The sequence below is a fragment of the Streptomyces sp. NPDC052101 genome (assembly GCF_040680235.1).
Classification (GTDB): domain Bacteria; phylum Actinomycetota; class Actinomycetes; order Streptomycetales; family Streptomycetaceae; genus Streptomyces.
Genome location: NZ_JBFAWH010000005.1, coordinates 324,828 through 339,591, shown reverse-complemented (window position 1 = coordinate 339,591; position 14,764 = coordinate 324,828). Strand labels below are relative to the sequence as shown.

The 14,764-nt window shown below is 70.2% G+C and carries 15 protein-coding genes; 7 read left to right on the top strand and 8 right to left on the bottom strand.

Annotated elements, in window-relative coordinates; all coding sequences use genetic code 11:
- Nucleotides 1–379 precede the first annotated feature (379 nt).
- Nucleotides 380–1,030: a DNA-3-methyladenine glycosylase gene (locus AB0L75_RS13350; protein WP_365179800.1), complete on the bottom strand. Its 651-nt coding sequence runs from the start codon at nt 1,028–1,030 to the stop codon at nt 380–382.
- Nucleotides 1,031–1,130: 100 nt separating this feature from the next.
- Between AB0L75_RS13350 and AB0L75_RS13345 the strand changes: the two genes are divergently transcribed.
- From AB0L75_RS13345 to AB0L75_RS13335, 3 genes are all read left to right on the top strand, one after another.
- Nucleotides 1,131–1,913 (top strand): sporulation protein, encoded by a 783-nt coding sequence (locus AB0L75_RS13345; RefSeq protein ID WP_365179797.1) that lies wholly within the window; start codon nt 1,131–1,133, stop codon nt 1,911–1,913.
- A gap of 45 nt (nt 1,914–1,958) precedes the next feature.
- Entirely contained in the window at nt 1,959–2,498 is a 540-nt protein-coding gene (locus AB0L75_RS13340; RefSeq protein WP_365179795.1) for a YbhB/YbcL family Raf kinase inhibitor-like protein, read from the top strand.
- Between the two features lie 168 nt (nt 2,499–2,666).
- Entirely contained in the window at nt 2,667–3,173 is a 507-nt protein-coding gene (locus AB0L75_RS13335; protein WP_365179792.1) for an HNH endonuclease, read from the top strand.
- Between the two features lie 110 nt (nt 3,174–3,283).
- On the opposite strand, the gene AB0L75_RS13330 is transcribed toward AB0L75_RS13335, so the two are convergent.
- The 3 genes from AB0L75_RS13330 to AB0L75_RS13320 form a co-directional block, all read right to left on the bottom strand.
- Nucleotides 3,284–4,243 carry an SPFH domain-containing protein gene (locus tag AB0L75_RS13330; protein WP_365179789.1) on the bottom strand — a complete coding sequence of 320 codons (960 nt, stop codon included), beginning with the start codon at nt 4,241–4,243 and terminating at the stop codon, nt 3,284–3,286.
- 133 nt (nt 4,244–4,376) lie between these two features.
- A complete protein-coding gene (locus tag AB0L75_RS13325) occupies nt 4,377–4,808 on the bottom strand; it encodes an NfeD family protein (protein WP_365179786.1) in 432 nt (143 codons plus the stop codon).
- A 60-nt stretch (nt 4,809–4,868) separates the two neighbouring features.
- A complete protein-coding gene (locus AB0L75_RS13320; RefSeq protein WP_365179783.1) occupies nt 4,869–5,660 on the bottom strand; it encodes an ABC transporter ATP-binding protein in 792 nt (263 codons plus the stop codon).
- A gap of 150 nt (nt 5,661–5,810) precedes the next feature.
- On the opposite strand from AB0L75_RS13320, the gene AB0L75_RS13315 reads away from it, so the two are divergent.
- A complete protein-coding gene (locus AB0L75_RS13315) occupies nt 5,811–6,599 on the top strand; it encodes a hypothetical protein (RefSeq protein WP_365179780.1) in 789 nt (262 codons plus the stop codon).
- A 141-nt stretch (nt 6,600–6,740) separates the two neighbouring features.
- On the opposite strand, the gene AB0L75_RS13310 is transcribed toward AB0L75_RS13315, so the two are convergent.
- The 3 genes from AB0L75_RS13310 to AB0L75_RS13300 all read right to left on the bottom strand — a co-directional run bounded on the left by AB0L75_RS13310 (nt 6,741) and on the right by AB0L75_RS13300 (nt 8,926).
- On the bottom strand, nt 6,741–6,986 hold the full coding sequence (locus AB0L75_RS13310; RefSeq protein ID WP_365179777.1) for a chaplin: 246 nt from the start codon (nt 6,984–6,986) through the stop codon (nt 6,741–6,743).
- A 160-nt stretch (nt 6,987–7,146) separates the two neighbouring features.
- Nucleotides 7,147–7,788 (bottom strand): response regulator transcription factor, encoded by a 642-nt coding sequence (locus tag AB0L75_RS13305; RefSeq protein WP_365179775.1) that lies wholly within the window; start codon nt 7,786–7,788, stop codon nt 7,147–7,149.
- Nucleotides 7,781–8,926, bottom strand: a complete 1,146-nt coding sequence (locus tag AB0L75_RS13300; protein WP_365179773.1) for a GAF domain-containing sensor histidine kinase — start codon at nt 8,924–8,926, stop codon at nt 7,781–7,783. Before AB0L75_RS13300 ends, AB0L75_RS13305 begins: the two co-directional genes overlap by 8 nt.
- A gap of 229 nt (nt 8,927–9,155) precedes the next feature.
- Between AB0L75_RS13300 and AB0L75_RS13295 the strand changes: the two genes are divergently transcribed.
- The 3 genes from AB0L75_RS13295 to AB0L75_RS13285 all read left to right on the top strand — a co-directional run bounded on the left by AB0L75_RS13295 (nt 9,156) and on the right by AB0L75_RS13285 (nt 12,061).
- A complete protein-coding gene (locus AB0L75_RS13295) occupies nt 9,156–9,851 on the top strand; it encodes an SDR family oxidoreductase (RefSeq protein WP_365179770.1) in 696 nt (231 codons plus the stop codon).
- Nucleotides 9,848–11,008: an S-adenosylmethionine:tRNA ribosyltransferase-isomerase gene (locus tag AB0L75_RS13290; protein ID WP_365179767.1), complete on the top strand. Its 1,161-nt coding sequence runs from the start codon at nt 9,848–9,850 to the stop codon at nt 11,006–11,008. The genes AB0L75_RS13295 and AB0L75_RS13290 overlap by 4 nt, the downstream gene beginning before the upstream one ends.
- Before the next feature lie 300 nt (nt 11,009–11,308).
- A complete protein-coding gene (locus tag AB0L75_RS13285) occupies nt 11,309–12,061 on the top strand; it encodes a transglycosylase SLT domain-containing protein (protein WP_365179764.1) in 753 nt (250 codons plus the stop codon).
- Between the two features lie 86 nt (nt 12,062–12,147).
- Here AB0L75_RS13285 and AB0L75_RS13280 read toward each other — a convergent pair whose 3' ends face one another.
- Nucleotides 12,148–14,730 carry an FHA domain-containing protein gene (locus AB0L75_RS13280; RefSeq protein ID WP_365179761.1) on the bottom strand — a complete coding sequence of 861 codons (2,583 nt, stop codon included), beginning with the start codon at nt 14,728–14,730 and terminating at the stop codon, nt 12,148–12,150.
- Nucleotides 14,731–14,764: the final 34 nt, after the last annotated feature.

The window sequence follows — 14,764 nt, the reverse complement described above, 5'->3', positions numbered from 1 at the left end:
CGTTGATTTTTGGCACGCTGTTGAGTTCTCAAGGAACGGTCGCTTCCTTTGTACTCACCCTCTCGGGCTTTCCTCCGGGCTTCCCTTCGTTCTTGTGTTTCCGACTCTATCAGATCCTTTCGGCGTCCGATTCCCGGTCGGCGGGATTTGTCTCGAGGTTTTCGGCTCTCGCCGTCGCCCTTTCGACATTCACTACGTTAGCTCATTCTCTCGGCGACTCATAATCGAGTCTCGCGGCTTCGAATTCGGGCATGCAGGCACGCCGAAATCGACCCCGCTGAGGGGTTGTAGCTGAGTAGTGGATGGCCGCTCCGGCTGCAGGCGATTGCCGTACCCGGTTCAGCGGCTCGGGATACGTTACGCACCTTGGGAAGGCGCGTCAACTTGAGCGGCGCCTCGGTACATGGGGCCGATAGGGGCTCACCGTCGGGTCGCCCGCCGCCCAGTAACGCCAGGGATGGATGCCGCCGTTCCCGCCTTCGCCGGCGACTCCGGTGCGGGGGCCGCTTCGTACCTGGTCAGCGGGTACCGGCGTACCGGTCAGCATCCGCAACGGAGTCTCGTCCAAGGCGCACGCGTCCGTGCCGTCCAGGGTGCGGTCGACTTCCAGGGCCGTCGCGAGGCGGGCCGGACCCTTGGCCAGTTCCTTGTCGTTCCGGGCCGAAACTCGCCGTTTGCGAGCCAGTTCGATGCCCTCGACGACCTCGCCTGCGCGCAGCAGGACGGCGCTCGCCCGGCCCTCGGGGCCACAGACGAGGTTCATGCAGTGCCACATGCCGTAGGTGAAGTAGACGTATACGTGTCCGGGGGGACCGAACATCACCGCGTTGCGGGTGGTGCGGCCACGGTAGGCGTGTGAGCCGGGGTCGTTCGGGCCGTCGTACGCCTCGACCTCCGTGAGGCGGACGGCGATCGGGCCGTCGGGTGTCGTACGGACCAAGATGCGGCCGAGGAGGTCGGGCGCCACCTCCAGGACCGGGCGGTCGAAGAACTGTCTGGTCAGTGGCGTACGGTCCGGGGGCGCGATCATGCCCTCCGAGGGTAGTGCAGAGGGGACACCACGCCGGCGGAACCGGTCGGGGGCGGAGCGCGTTTGTAGGGGTCGAGGGTCCTTCGTAAAGGGAGAGTCAATGGCGTTCAAGAAGCTGCTCGCGAGCCTCGGTGCCGGTGGGGCGTCGGTGGAGACGGTGATCACCGAGGTCAATGTGGTGCCGGGCGGTGTCGTCCAGGGCGAGGTGCGCATCCAGGGCGGCTCGGTGAACCAGGACATCGAGGGGCTGTCCGTCGGTCTGCAGGCCAAGGTCGAGGTGGAGAGCGGAGACCAGGAGTACAAGCAGGACATCGAGTTCACGAAGGTGCGGCTCGGTGGTGCCTTCGAGCTGCAGGCCGGGGCCGTGCACGCGGTGCCGTTCGGGCTGGAGATCCCCTGGGAGACGCCGGTCACCATGATCGACGGGCAGGCGCTGCGCGGGATGCACATCGGTGTGACGACCGAGCTGGCGATCGCCCGGGCCGTGGACTCCTCCGATCTGGACCCGATCAACGTGCATCCGCTGCCGGCGCAGAAGGCGATCCTGGACGCGTTCATCCAGCTGGGCTTCCGTTTCAAGAACGCGGACATGGAGCGCGGCCACATCCGGGGCACCCGGCAGCGGCTGCCGTTCTACCAGGAGATCGAGTTCTACCCGCCGTCGCAGTACCGGGGTCTGAACCAGGTCGAGCTGAGCTTCGTGGCCGACGAGCACGCGATGGACGTCGTACTGGAGATGGACAAGAAGCCGGGTCTGTTCAGCGAGGGCTCGGACACCTACCGGTCCTTCCAGGTGGGGCTGTACGACTGGCAGGGGACCGACTGGGCGGCTTATCTGAACCAGTGGCTGTCCGAGGTCGGCAGCAAGCGCAACTGGTTCTAGGCTCGGGAACTGCTGGTTGCAGATCATCGATCAGGAGGTACCGAGGTGACCGAGCTCAAGCGGCGGCCGCTCCCCCATGACTTCCATCCGCCCGTGCCGTCGTTCACGGTGACGAGCGCGGACATCGAGGAGGGGGCGACGCTCAAGAGCGCCCAGGTCTATGCGGAGGGCAACACCTCTCCGCAGCTGCGCTGGGAGGGCTTCCCGCCGCAGACCAAGAGCTTCGCCGTGACCTGCTACGACCCCGATGCGCCGACCGGCAGCGGGTTCTGGCACTGGGTCCTGTTCGACATCCCGGCCTCCGTGACGGAGCTGCCGGCGGGTGCGGGCAGCGGCAAGTTCGAGGGCCTGCCCGACGGCGCGGTGCATGTGCGCAACGACTACGGGGCGAAGGACTTCGGCGGTGCCGCGCCGCCGCCCGGGGACGGGCCGCACCGGTACGTCTTCACGGTGTACGCGGTGGACCAGGAGAAGCTGGGTCCGGGTGCCGATGTCTCGCCCGCCGTGGTCGGCTTCAATCTGCGGTTCCACGCGATCGCGCGGGCTCAGCTCATCGGTGAGTACGAGAACCCCGCGCGCGGCTGACGGCATAGTACGGATTCAGCCGAGCGTTCATTGAACGTTTGCCCGCCTCCGGTCTTGGAAGTGATCGGGGGCGGGCATTTTTTATTGCGTTGTCCATCTCGGCGCGCCCGTCCAGAGTTGATCCAAGCCCGCCGGGGGGTGGGCAGGTGCGCACAGGAGGTGGGCTGGATGCGGGACACGCTGGTGCTGAACGCGAGCTTCGAGCCGCTGTCGACGGTGACGCTGAATCGAGCCGTCGTTCTGGTGCTGCAGGACAAGGCCGTCGTCGAGCAGGCCCATCCCGAACTGCGTATGCGCGGTGCCGATCTGGACATACCGGCGCCCCGGGTGATCAGGCTGTGCAGATACGTACGGGTGCCGTTCCGAAGACAAGCGCCGTGGTCGAGGCGGGGTGTGCTGGTCCGGGACCGGCACCGGTGCGCGTACTGCGGGCGCAGGGCCACGACCGTGGACCATGTGGTCCCTCGGGCGCAGGGCGGTGCGGACGCGTGGCTGAATACCGTCGCCTCGTGCGCGGAGGACAACCATCGCAAGGCGGACCGGACTCCGGAGCAGGCGGGTATGCCGTTGCTCCGGCAGCCGTTCGAGCCGACGCCGCAGGACGCGATGCTGCTGGCGCTGGGTGCCGATGAGTTCGAGGCGCTTCCGGAGTGGCTGTCACAGAGCGCCGCGTAGCTGATACGGGCGTGGCTGATACGGCGTAGCTGATACAGGCGTAGCTGATAGGTGCAGGGGCTCGCCTTCCGAGGAAGGCGAGCCCCTGTCTGTGTCCACGTCCAAGGACGTCAGTCGATCTGCGGCTTCTCTCGGCGCTCCGATCCCCCGCCGTTGCCGTTGGACGATGAGCCGTTGTTGCCCGAACCGCCGCCCAGGGGGCCGAAGTTGCCCATGGCGCCGGAGAGGCCCTTGAGGGCGTCGCCGATCTCGCTGGGGACGATCCAGAGCTTGTTGGCGTCGCCCTCGGCGATCTTCGGGAGCATCTGGAGGTACTGGTAGGAGAGAAGCTTCTGGTCCGGGTCGCCGGCGTGGATCGCCTCGAAGACCGTGCGGACCGCCTGGGCTTCGCCTTCCGCGCGGAGGGCCGCCGCCTTGGCCTCACCCTCGGCGCGCAGGATCTGGGACTGCTTCTCGCCCTCCGCGGTGAGGATGGCGGCCTGGCGCGTGCCTTCGGCGGTGAGGATCGCGGCGCGCTTGTCACGGTCGGCGCGCATCTGCTTCTCCATCGAGTCCTGGATGGAGGTCGGGGGCTCGATGGCCTTCAGCTCGACGCGGTTGACGCGGATGCCCCACTTGCCCGTCGCCTCGTCGAGGACGCCGCGCAGGGCCGCGTTGATCTCCTCGCGGGAGGTCAGGGTGCGTTCCAGGTCCATGCCGCCGATGATGTTGCGGAGCGTGGTGACCGTCAGCTGCTCGATCGCCTGGATGTAGCTGGCGACCTCGTAGGTGGCCGCGCGGGCGTCGGTCACCTGGTAGTAGATGACCGTGTCGATGTTGACCACCAGGTTGTCCTGGGTGATCACCGGCTGGGGCGGGAACGGCACGACCTGTTCACGCAGGTCGATGCGGTTGCGGATGGTGTCGATGAACGGGACCACGATGTTGAGGCCCGCGTTCAGGGTGCGTGTGTAGCGGCCGAAGCGCTCGACGATGGCGGCGCTGGCCTGTGGGATGACCTGGATGGTCTTGATCAGGGCGATGAAGACCAACACCACCAGAATGACCAGGACGATGATGACCGGTTCCATCGTGTTCCCCGTACCCCTCTCCGCCTCGGCGCCTTCGGCAGATCTCGTGCCTGTAGAAGATCTTGCTGGTCGAGTCTGACAGACCTTCGCCCCGCTCGTGGGCCGGATGCACCCAACTCATGGGCCGGATGCCTCAGATGACGATGGCGGTGGCCCCTTCGATCTCCACGACGTCCACCTCCTGGCCCACTTCGTAGGCGCTGTCGGTGTCGAGGGAGCGGGCCGACCAGATCTCTCCGGCGAGCTTGATACGGCCGCCGGAGCCGTCGACGCGCTCCAGGACGACCGCCTGCCTGCCCTTCAGGGCGTCGACACCGGTGACGAGTCGGGGGCGTTGTCTGCTGTGCCGGGCCGCGATGGGGCGGACCACGGCGATGAGTGCGACGGAGACGACGACGAACGCGAGGACCTGGATCACGGTGTTGAGGCCGAGTCCCGCCACGATCGCGGCCGCGACGGCTCCCACCGCGAGCATGCCGAACTCCGGCAGGGCGGTGACCACGAGCGGGATTCCGAGCGCCGCCGCGCCGACGAGCCACCACACCCATGCGTCGATGTCGTTCACATGGTCATGGTAGGGCCGGGGCCGGTCGGCGGACAGGGCGCGAAGGTGAAGCGCGCAGGGTCAGGACAGGGGGAGGCCCTGGGCGGTCCAGCGGTCGCCGACCTGCTCGACGACGAGCGGGAGACCGAAGCAGCGGGAGAGGTTGCGGGAGGTCAGTTCCAGCTCGATCGGGCCGGCGGCGAGGACCTTGCCCTGGCGGATCATGAGGACGTGGGTGAAGCCCGGGGCGATCTCCTCGACATGGTGGGTGACCATGATCATCGAGGGGGCGATGGGGTCGCGGGCGAGCCGGCCGAGGCGGCGGACGAGGTCCTCGCGGCCGCCGAGGTCGAGACCGGCGGCGGGCTCGTCGAGCAGGAGCAGCTCGGGGTCGGTCATCAGGGCGCGGGCGATCAGGGTGCGCTTGCGCTCGCCCTCGGAGAGGGTGCCGAAGTTCCGGTCGAGGTAGTCGCTCATGCCGAGGCGGTCGAGGAAGGCGCGGGCGCGCTGCTCGTCGACGTCCTCGTACTCCTCCTGCCAGCCGGCGGTCATGCCGTAGGCGGCGGTGAGGACCGTCTGCAGGACCGTCTGGCGCTTGGGGAGCTTCTCGGCCAGGGCGATGCCGGCCACGCCGATGCGGGGGCGCAGCTCGAAGACGTCGACCCTGCCGAGGGTGTCGCCGAGGACGGTGGCGGTGCCCTTGCTGGGGAAGAGGTAGCTGGAGGCGACGTTCAGGAGGGTGGTCTTGCCGGCGCCGTTGGGGCCGAGGATGACCCAGCGCTCGCCCTCCTTCACCGACCAGGAGACCTGGTCCACCAGAGCCCGGCCCTCGCGGACCACGGATACGTCCTGAAGCTCCAGAACATCGCTCATGAGCGCGTTGTCTCCCCTTGCAGTGTGGCCGGTCTCGGCTGTCGCGTACGCCTGTGGCTCGGTCCGCCGCGCCGATGGGCGCAGCCCTTATGAAATCTACGCCACGAGTGCCCGGCTCCATTCCATCGGTCCGGTCCTTAGGGTGGGGGCATGCTCTCGGAACCGCGTTCAGGACGCCTTGCCGCTTGGGGAAATGCCCTTTTGGCCGGACTTGTCTCGCCGGATGACGCCGTGCTCGCCATTGTGGGCGAGGACACGGTGCACCGGGTGGAAGGGCTGCCCGGGGAGTCCGCGCCGGTCGGCCTCACGCTCGCGCTGGGGCGGCTGCGGACGCTGGGGGTGACCGGCCTGCGGGTGGCGCTGCCCGCGCCGGGGCATCCGCTGGGTCTGAGCGGGCCGCCGGAGTTCAACGCGCGGGCTCTGGAGGCCGAGGAGGCGGTGGTCTGCTTCGGGGCCGCGTTCGGGCTGGTGCCTGAGGTGTACGAGGCCGGGCCCGAGGGTGATGTACATGCCGAGGTGGTCTGGCGTGTGCTGCCCGTACGGGAGGCGCCGCCGGCGGACGTGCCGTCGCTGGGCGAGGCCGAGCGGGAGCTGGCGGAGGCCTTGCGGGAGGCGACCGTCCTGCTGTCGAAGCTGGACGTCGCCGGGTCGGGCCCGGTGGCGGAGGCGGCGATCGACGCGTACCGGGCGCGGGCCGAGCGCGGGCGGGAGGTGCTGGCGCCGGGATACCCGCCGCGTGCGGTGCGGGTGTTGGAGCTGGCGCAGCGGGTGGCCCTGCTGGTTTCGCTGGCGCACGGCAACGGGCACGGGGCGGCGGTCACCTCCGCGGAGATGGCTGCTCGGTCCGAGGCGCTGCGGCCTGTGGAGCGGACGGCCCGGCGGGCGCAGGTCGCGGCGTACAACTCCATTGTGGAGGAGCGGGAGCGGGGCGTTCGGTGAGCGTTGGCCGTCCGGTCCCGCTGCCGACACGGGCGCGCCTGGGGGCCGCGGCCCCCAGACCCCCTCATCGGCCCTGAACGGGCCTCGTCCTCAAACGCCGGACGGGTTGTTCTCTGCCCGACCGGCGCCGAGACGCGGACCTCAGTAGTTGATGCCGCTGTTGCCGAAGGCCGGGTTCAGCAGGCCGATCACGTTCACGCTGTTGCCGACCACGTTCACCGGGACGTGCACCGGGGCCTGGATGACGTTGCCCGAGACGACGCCCGGGGAGCCCACGGCGTTACCGCAGGCGTGGGCGCCCTCCGTGGCGGAGGCCATCCCCGCACCGGCGGCCACCAGGCCACCGGCCACCAGCGTCACGGCCGCGGCCTTCTTCAGGTTCTTCACTTTCCAACCCCTCCTAGACGTTCACCGCGACGGTTCGCCGCAGCACGCACTGGAGAACGGCGGATATCGTCGGATGGATACGCCATCCGGGTTACATTCCCACGACGGTATGAATCTCAGCCTGGGCGGTTGCCGTGGGTGAGGCGCTGGGGAGGGCGTTTCAGCCGGTCACACCATGACGAACGGCCCACAGCGCGGCCTGCGTGCGATCGGCGAGGTCGAGTTTCATGAGGATGTTGGAGACGTGTGTCTTGACGGTCTTCTCGGACAGGACGAGGGCGCGGGCGATCTCCCGGTTGGAGCGGCCGTCCGCGATCAGCCCGAGCACCTCGCGTTCCCGTTCGGTGAGCGAACCTCCTCTGCCCTGAGTGGAGTTGGCCTCCTCCTGTGAGAGCAGGGCGCCCGCGACCTCCGCCTGGAGCAGGATGTGGCCGGCGTGCACGGAGCGGATGGCCCCGGCGAGGGCGTCGGGGTCCACGTCCTTGTAGACGTATCCGGCGGCGCCCGCGCGCAGGGCCGGTACGACCGTGCGCTGCTCGGTGAAGCTGGTGACGATCAGCACGCGCGCGGGGTTGTCGAGTTCGCGCAGCCGGCGCAGGGCGTCGACGCCGTCCATGCCCGGCATCTTGACGTCCATCAGCACGACGTCCGGGCGCAGTTCCTCGGCGCGGGCGACGCCCTCGGTGCCGTCGGCGGCCTCTCCGACGACCTCGATGTCGTCCTGTACCTCCAGGAAGGTGCGCAGACCCCGGCGGACGACCTGGTGGTCGTCGACCAGCAGCACCCTGATCGCGTCAGCCACCGGGGACCTCCATCTCGATCGTGGTGCCCTTGCCGGGCACCGATTCCACGGTCAGCGTGCCGCCGGCGCCGCTCGCGCGGTCCCGCATCGAGACCAGGCCCAGATGCCGTCCGGCACGGCGGACCGCCGTCGGGTCGAAGCCGCCCCCGTCGTCGGTGACGCGCAGCACGGCTCCGCTGCCGTGCCGCTCCACGCTCACGTCGACGTGTTCGGCGCCGGAGTGGCGCAGTGCGTTGTGCAGGGCCTCCTGGGCGACCCTGAGCAGGGCTTCCTCCTGGACGGCGGGCAGGGCGCGAAAGCCGCTGCTGGTGAAGGTCACGCGCGCGGTGTGGGCGCGGTCGAGCACCTGGGTCTGGGTGCGCAGGGTGGCGATCAGGCCGTCCTCGTCCAGAGCGGCGGGGCGCAACTCCACGACGGCGGCGCGCAGTTCGTCGGCGGCCTCGGCGGCGAGCGCGGCGACCTGGTGCAGTTCGCCCTTGGCGCGGGTGGGGTCGCGGTCGACGAGGGCCGCCGCGGCCTGCGCGGTCAGGCGCAGCGAGAAGAGCTTCTGGCTGACCGCGTCGTGCAGTTCGTGGGCGAGGCGGGAGCGCTCCTCGGCGATGGTCAGTTCGCGGCTGCGTTCGTAGAGCCGGGCGTTGGTGAGGGCGATGGCGGCGTGCTGGGCGAGGATGCCGAGCAGTTCCTCGTCCTCGGCGGTGAAGCCGCAGCTCCCCTCCGGCTTTTGACAGTTCTTGTTGGCGAGGAACAGGGCGCCGATGACCTCGTCGCCGTCGCGGATGGGCAGGCCCAGGAAGTCGGCCAGGTCCGGGTGCGCGGCCGGCCAGCCCTCGAAGCGGGGGTCCTTGCGCACGTCGGCGAGGCGCTCGGGGCGGGCCTCGTGCAGCATCGCGGCGAGGATGCCGTGCTGCCGGGGCAGCGGGCCGATCGCCTTCCACTGGGCGTCGCTGACGCCGTCGACGACGAACTGGGCGAAGCCGCCGTGGTCGTCGGGGACGCCGAGGGCGGCGTACTGCGCGTCGAGCAGCTCGCGGGCGGAGGCGACGATCGTCTTGAGGACGTCGCGCACCTCCAGATGCCTGCTCATGGCCAGCAGCGCGGAACTGACCGCGGCGAGGCCGGACCGGGGGCCTTGACTCATGTCCTCACGGTACCGGCGGGGTGTGACAGCGCGGATCGGGCCGGTGACGGCCGGGCCCGGTCCGCTGGTCCTAGGGCCGCCGGTGTAGGTCCCCGGGCCCGGGGCATGCGGTGTACGCCCAAGGGCCCCTCCGGTTTGCGGCCCGCGTCCGAGGCGGCCGGGGCGGTGCCGTTCCTACGTTGTGGTCACCGTCCGACGGTGGGCGGTGGACGACGAGGGGACGGTAGTCATGCCGGTGGCGATCATCACGGGGGCCTCGAAGGGGCTGGGGCGGGCGCTGGCCGAGGCGCTGGCCGCGCGGGGCTGGGACCTGGTGCTGGACGCGCGGGGCGCCGCGGCGCTGAAGGAGGCCGCGGAGAGCGTCGCCGGGCACGGCACGCGCGTGGAGGCGCTGGCGGGCGATGTGACGGATGCCGGGCACCGGACCGCGCTGGTGGCGGCCGCGCGCCGGCTGGGCGGTGTGGACCTGCTGGTGAGCAATGCGAGCGCGCTGGGCGCCGAGCCGCTGGTCCGGCTGGCCGAGCTGCCGCTGGAGGGGCTGCGGCGGGCGCTGGAGGTGAATGTGGTGGCCGCGCTGGGCCTGGTCCGGGAGGCGCTGCCGCTGCTGCGCCGGGCGCCGGCCGGGGCGGTGGTCGCGGTCAGCTCGGACGCGGCGGCCGAGGCGTACGGGACATGGGGCGGCTACGGCGCCTCGAAGGCGGCCCTGGACCAGCTCGCGGCGGTGCTGGCGGTGGAGGAGCCCGGCCTGCGGGTGTGGGCGGTGGATCCCGGGGACATGGCGACGGAGCTGTACGCGGCGGCCGTACCCGACGACGACGCTCCGCGTCCGGCGCCGGCCGGGGTCGTACCGGCGTTCCTGCGGTTGCTGCGGGAACGGCCGGCCAGCGGGCGGTATGCGGCGCCGGCGCTGCTGGAGGGGGAATGAGGACGGGCACGGGGGTCCCCCCGCGCGAGGGGATTCGAGCGTGGGGCAGGGTGCCGGAGGCGCTGTCCGCGCGCGTGCCCGCCGAGCAGCGCGGGCCGGGGCTGGACCGGGACGCCGTACGGCTGCTGGTGTCACGCGGTACGGAGGTGACGCATCACGCGTTCGGCGAGCTGCCGCGGCTGCTGCGGGCCGGGGACCTGCTGGTGGTGAACACCTCGCCCACGCTGGCGGCGGCGGTGGACGGACGGATCGGGCACGCGCGCGTGGTGGTGCATTTCTCCACGCGCGGGGACGACGGCCGGTGGGCGGTCGAGCTGCGGAAACCGGACGGGCGGGGCACCACGCGCGCGTGTGCGGGCACGCGTGCGGGTACAGAGGTGGTGCTGCCGGGGGCGGGACGGCTGGTGCTGGAGGAGCGGCTGAGTCCGCGTGGGGAGCGGCTGAGTCCGCGTGGGGAGCGGCTGAGTCCGCGTGGGGAGCGGCTGTGGTGGGCTCGGGCGGCCGGGGACGTCCTTGAGGTGCTGCGCGCGTACGGGCGGCCCATTCGTTACTCCTATACAGAGCGGGACCAGCCGCTCTCGGCGTACCAGACGGTGTTCGCGCTCCCGTCGCCGGACGGGTCGGGCAGTGCGGAGATGCCGAGTGCGGCGCGGCCGTTCACGGCGCGGCTGGTGGCGGAGCTGGTGAGCCGGGGGGTGCTGTTCGCGCCGATCACGCTGCACACGGGGGTGGCGTCGGCGGAGGCGCACGAGCCGCCGTATCCGGAGCGGTTCGCGGTGCCGGCGGCCTCGGCGGGGCTGATCAACGCGGCCAGGGCGGGCGGCGGGCGAGTCGTCGCGGTCGGTACGACGGCCGTGCGGGCCGTGGAGTCGGCGGCCGGGCCGGACGGGGCGGTGCGACCGGCCGAGGGGTGGACGGATCTGGTGGTGACGCCGGAGCGCGGGGTGCGGGTGGTGGACGGGCTGCTGACCGGGCTGCACGAGCCGGAGGCCTCGCATCTGCTGATGCTGGAGGCGGTCGCGGGGCGGAGGGGGATCGACCGGGCGTACGAGGAGGCGGTCCGTGGGCTCTACCTGTGGCACGAGTTCGGCGACGTCCATCTCATCCTCCCGGAGGAGGGCCCTCACTCAGAGCGTTGCGTCGGCAACTCCTGGTGAAACTGTTACGTGTCCGATGTGAGCCCGCACATAGGGTCCACATCACGTACGAACGGGCATAGGAGATAAACCATCCCCGCATGAACGGGGCAGACGGCCCAGTCTGTCCCGTTTTGCCCTTCCCGGCTCCACTACCGGGGATCGTAGGTCACACCTTTGCCTGGGCATTTTGCGCCCGCTAAGAATTGCTCCCGTCGCTCAACGCCGCGGGTCTTCGGACCACGGCGTTCGTGTGGGAGGAGCCGATTCCCCCGGCGGACGCAGGAGCGACCTCCGCGCCAACGAAGAGGTCCATCAGCCATGCCCAAGAACATCCTCGACCGTGCTCATAGCCGTGCCCTGAGCAAGCAGTACAAGGTCGCCATCGCCGGTGTCGCCGCTCTCGGTACCGCCGCCCTGGCCTTCTCGGCCGTCCCCAGCAACGCGGAGACCGTCACGACCGGTGCCCCCGCCACTGCCGCCCAGGTCGCCGCCGGCACGACGCTGAAGAACGTCAAGGGCACGGTCACCGACCAGCTCGCCACCCAGTCGGTCAAGCTCGACGCGTTCGCCACGCAGAAGAAGGCCGCCGACGAGGCCGCCGCGAAGCTGGACGCGGTCAAGCAGGCCGCGGCGAAGAAGGCCGCCGCCGACGCCGCCGCCAAGAAGGCCGCGCAGGACCGCGCCGCCAAGGAGGCCGCGAGCCGCTCGACCCAGCGTGTCGACATGCAGCCGGTCGCCGCGAAGACCTACGCGAACAACCTCGACGGCTGGATCCGGCAGGCGCTGGACATCATGCAGCAGCACAACATCCCGGGCTCCTACAGCGGCCTGCACCGCAACATCATCCGTGAGTCCTCGGGCAACCCGATGGCCATCAACAACTGGGACATCAACGCCGCCAACGGCATCCCGTCCAAGGGCCTGCTCCAGGTCATCCAGCCGACCTTCAACTCGTACCACGTGTCCGGCACGTCGTGGAACATCTACGACCCGGTCGCCAACATCACCGCCGCCGCCAACTACGCGGCCCACCGGTACGGCTCGATGGACAACGTCAACAGCGCGTACTGAGGTCGGCGCGGACCTCTGACGTACGCGAAAAGGGCGGCACCCCGTTGCGGGGTGCCGCCCTTTCACGTTGCGGCGCGGTGCGCAGGCTACTTGCGCATGACCTCCGGCTCGTGGCGGCGCAGGAAGCGGGCCACGAAGAAGCCGCAGACCACACCGAGGGCGAGCAGGATGATCATGTCCATGCCCCAGGCACCGGCCGTGTGGTTCCACAGCGGGTCGGTGCTGCCCGGGTCATCGGTGTTCGGGGCGATGTTGTTGAAGTCCAGCGTGGTGCCGGCGGCGGCCACACCCCAGCGCGACGGCATCAGGTACGAGACCTCGTTCACACCGAGCGTGCCGTGCAGGGTGAAGAGGCAGCCGGTGAAGACGACCTGGATGATCGCGAACATCACCAGCAGCGGCATGGTCTTCTCGGCGGTCTTCACCAGCGAGGAGATCACCAGGCCGACCATCATCGAGGTGAAGCCGAGCGCCATGATCGGCAGGCACAGCTCCAGCAGGGTGGAGGCGCCGAGGACGAGCCCCTGGTCGGGGACGGCGCGGCTGGAGAAGCCGATCACGCCGACCAGCAGTCCCTGCAGCACGGTGACGGCACCGAGCACGACCACCTTGGACATCAGGTACGCCGACCGGGACAGGCCGGTCGCCCGCTCCCGCTCGTAGATCACCCGTTCCTTGATCAGCTCACGCACGGAGTTCGCGGCACCCGCGAAGCACGCGCCGACCGCGAGGATCAGCAGGACCGTGGTGGCCGTGCCGTTCGGGACGTGCAGGCCGGTCTGCGGGTTGATCGCCGCGTTGACCTTCAGGCCGCGGTTGTGCTGGATCGGCAGGCTGACCGCGCCGAGGACCGCCGGCAGGACCACCGACAGCAGCAGGAAGCCCCGGTCGGAGGCGATGACCGACACATAGCGCCGGATCAGCGTCAGCAGCTGCGAGCCCCAGGCCTGCGGCTTGGGCGGCCTGATGGCCTGCGGCGGAGGCATGTGGTGGACGGACTGCGGAGCGCCGGAGTCAACGTCCGCGGCATACATCTGGTAGTGCTGCGAGCCCTTCCAGCGGCCCGCCCAGTCGTAGTCGCGGTAGTTCTCGAAGGCGGAGAAGACATCGGCCCAGCTGTCGTAGCCGAAGAAGTTCAGCGCCTCCTCCGGCGGGCCGAAGTAGGCCACCGAGCCGCCCGGGGCCATCACCAGCAGCTTGTCGCACAGCGCCAGCTCCGCCACCGAGTGGGTGACCACGAGGACCGTACGGCCGTCGTCGGCGAGGCCGCGCAGCAGCTGCATGACATCGCGGTCCATGCCCGGGTCGAGACCGGACGTCGGCTCGTCCAGGAAGATCAGCGACGGCTTGGTGAGCAGCTCCAGGGCCACCGAGACACGCTTGCGCTGGCCGCCGGAGAGGGAGGTGACCCTCTTGTCCTTGTGGATGTCGAGCTTCAGCTCGCGCAGCACCTCGTCGATGCGGGCGTCGCGCTCCTGGGCCGTGGTGTCGGCGGGGAAGCGCAGCTTGGCCGCGTACTTCAGGGCCTTCTTGACGGTCAGTTCCTTGTGCAGGATGTCGTCCTGCGGGACCAGACCGATGCGCTGGCGCAGCTCCGCGAACTGCTTGTACAGGTTGCGGTTGTCGTAGAGCACCTCGCCCTGGTTGGCGGGCCGGTAGCCGGTGAGCGCCTTGAGCAGGGTGGACTTGCCGGAGCCGGACGGGCCGATGACCGCGATCAGGGACTTCTCCGGCACGCCGAAGGAGACGTCCTTCAGGATCTGCTTGCCGCCGTCGACCGTGACGGTCAGGTGGCGCGCGGAGAAGGAGACCTCACCGGTGTCGACGAACTCCTCGAGACGGTCGCCGACGATACGGAAGGTGGAGTGGCCGACGCCGACGATGTCGGCCGGGCCGAGCTGCACCGAGCCGCCCTTGGGGACCGGGTGGCCGTTGACGTACGTGCCGTTGTGCGAGCCGAGGTCGCGGATCTCGAAGCGGCCGTCCGGCGTCGAGTGGAACTCGGCGTGGTTCCGGGAGACCTGCAGGTCGGAGACGACCAGCTCGTTCTCCAGGGCACGGCCGATGCGCATCACGCGGCCGAGCGCGAACTGGTAGAACGTGGTCGGGCTGCGGTCGCCGTGGACCGGCGGGGCCCCCGCGCCACCACCGGGTGCCGACTGCTGCTGCGGAAACGCGGGCGCCTGCTGCTGCCAGCCCGGCTGCGGGGCCTGCGGCTGCCCGGGCGCCTGCGGAGGCGCGGCCTGCTGCGGTACGGCCTGCTGAGGGGCCGGTGCCTGTGGCTGTGCTGCGGCGGCCTGCTGCGGTGCCTGCTGGGCCCAGCCCGGTGCGCCGGCGCCCTGCGCGGCGTACGGCGTCGGCTGCTGCTGGCCGACCGCGGCTCCCGACAGGTTCAGCTGCGGTCCGTCGGTCGCGTTGCCGAGGTGCAACACCGCGCCCGGCCCGATCTCCACCTGCTGGATCCGCCGGCCCTGCACGAAGGTGCCGTTGGTGCTGCCATGGTCCTCGATGACCCAACTGCGGCCGTTGAAGCTGACCGTGGCGTGTCGCCAGGACACCCTGGCGTCGTCGAAGACGATGTCACCCTGCGGATCGCGACCGAGGGTGTAAGGCCTGGACGGATCGAGCGTCCAGGTCTGTCCGTTTGTTTCCAGTACGAGTTCCGGCACTCCATGCCCCACTGAGTTGTCCCCCGAGTTACCC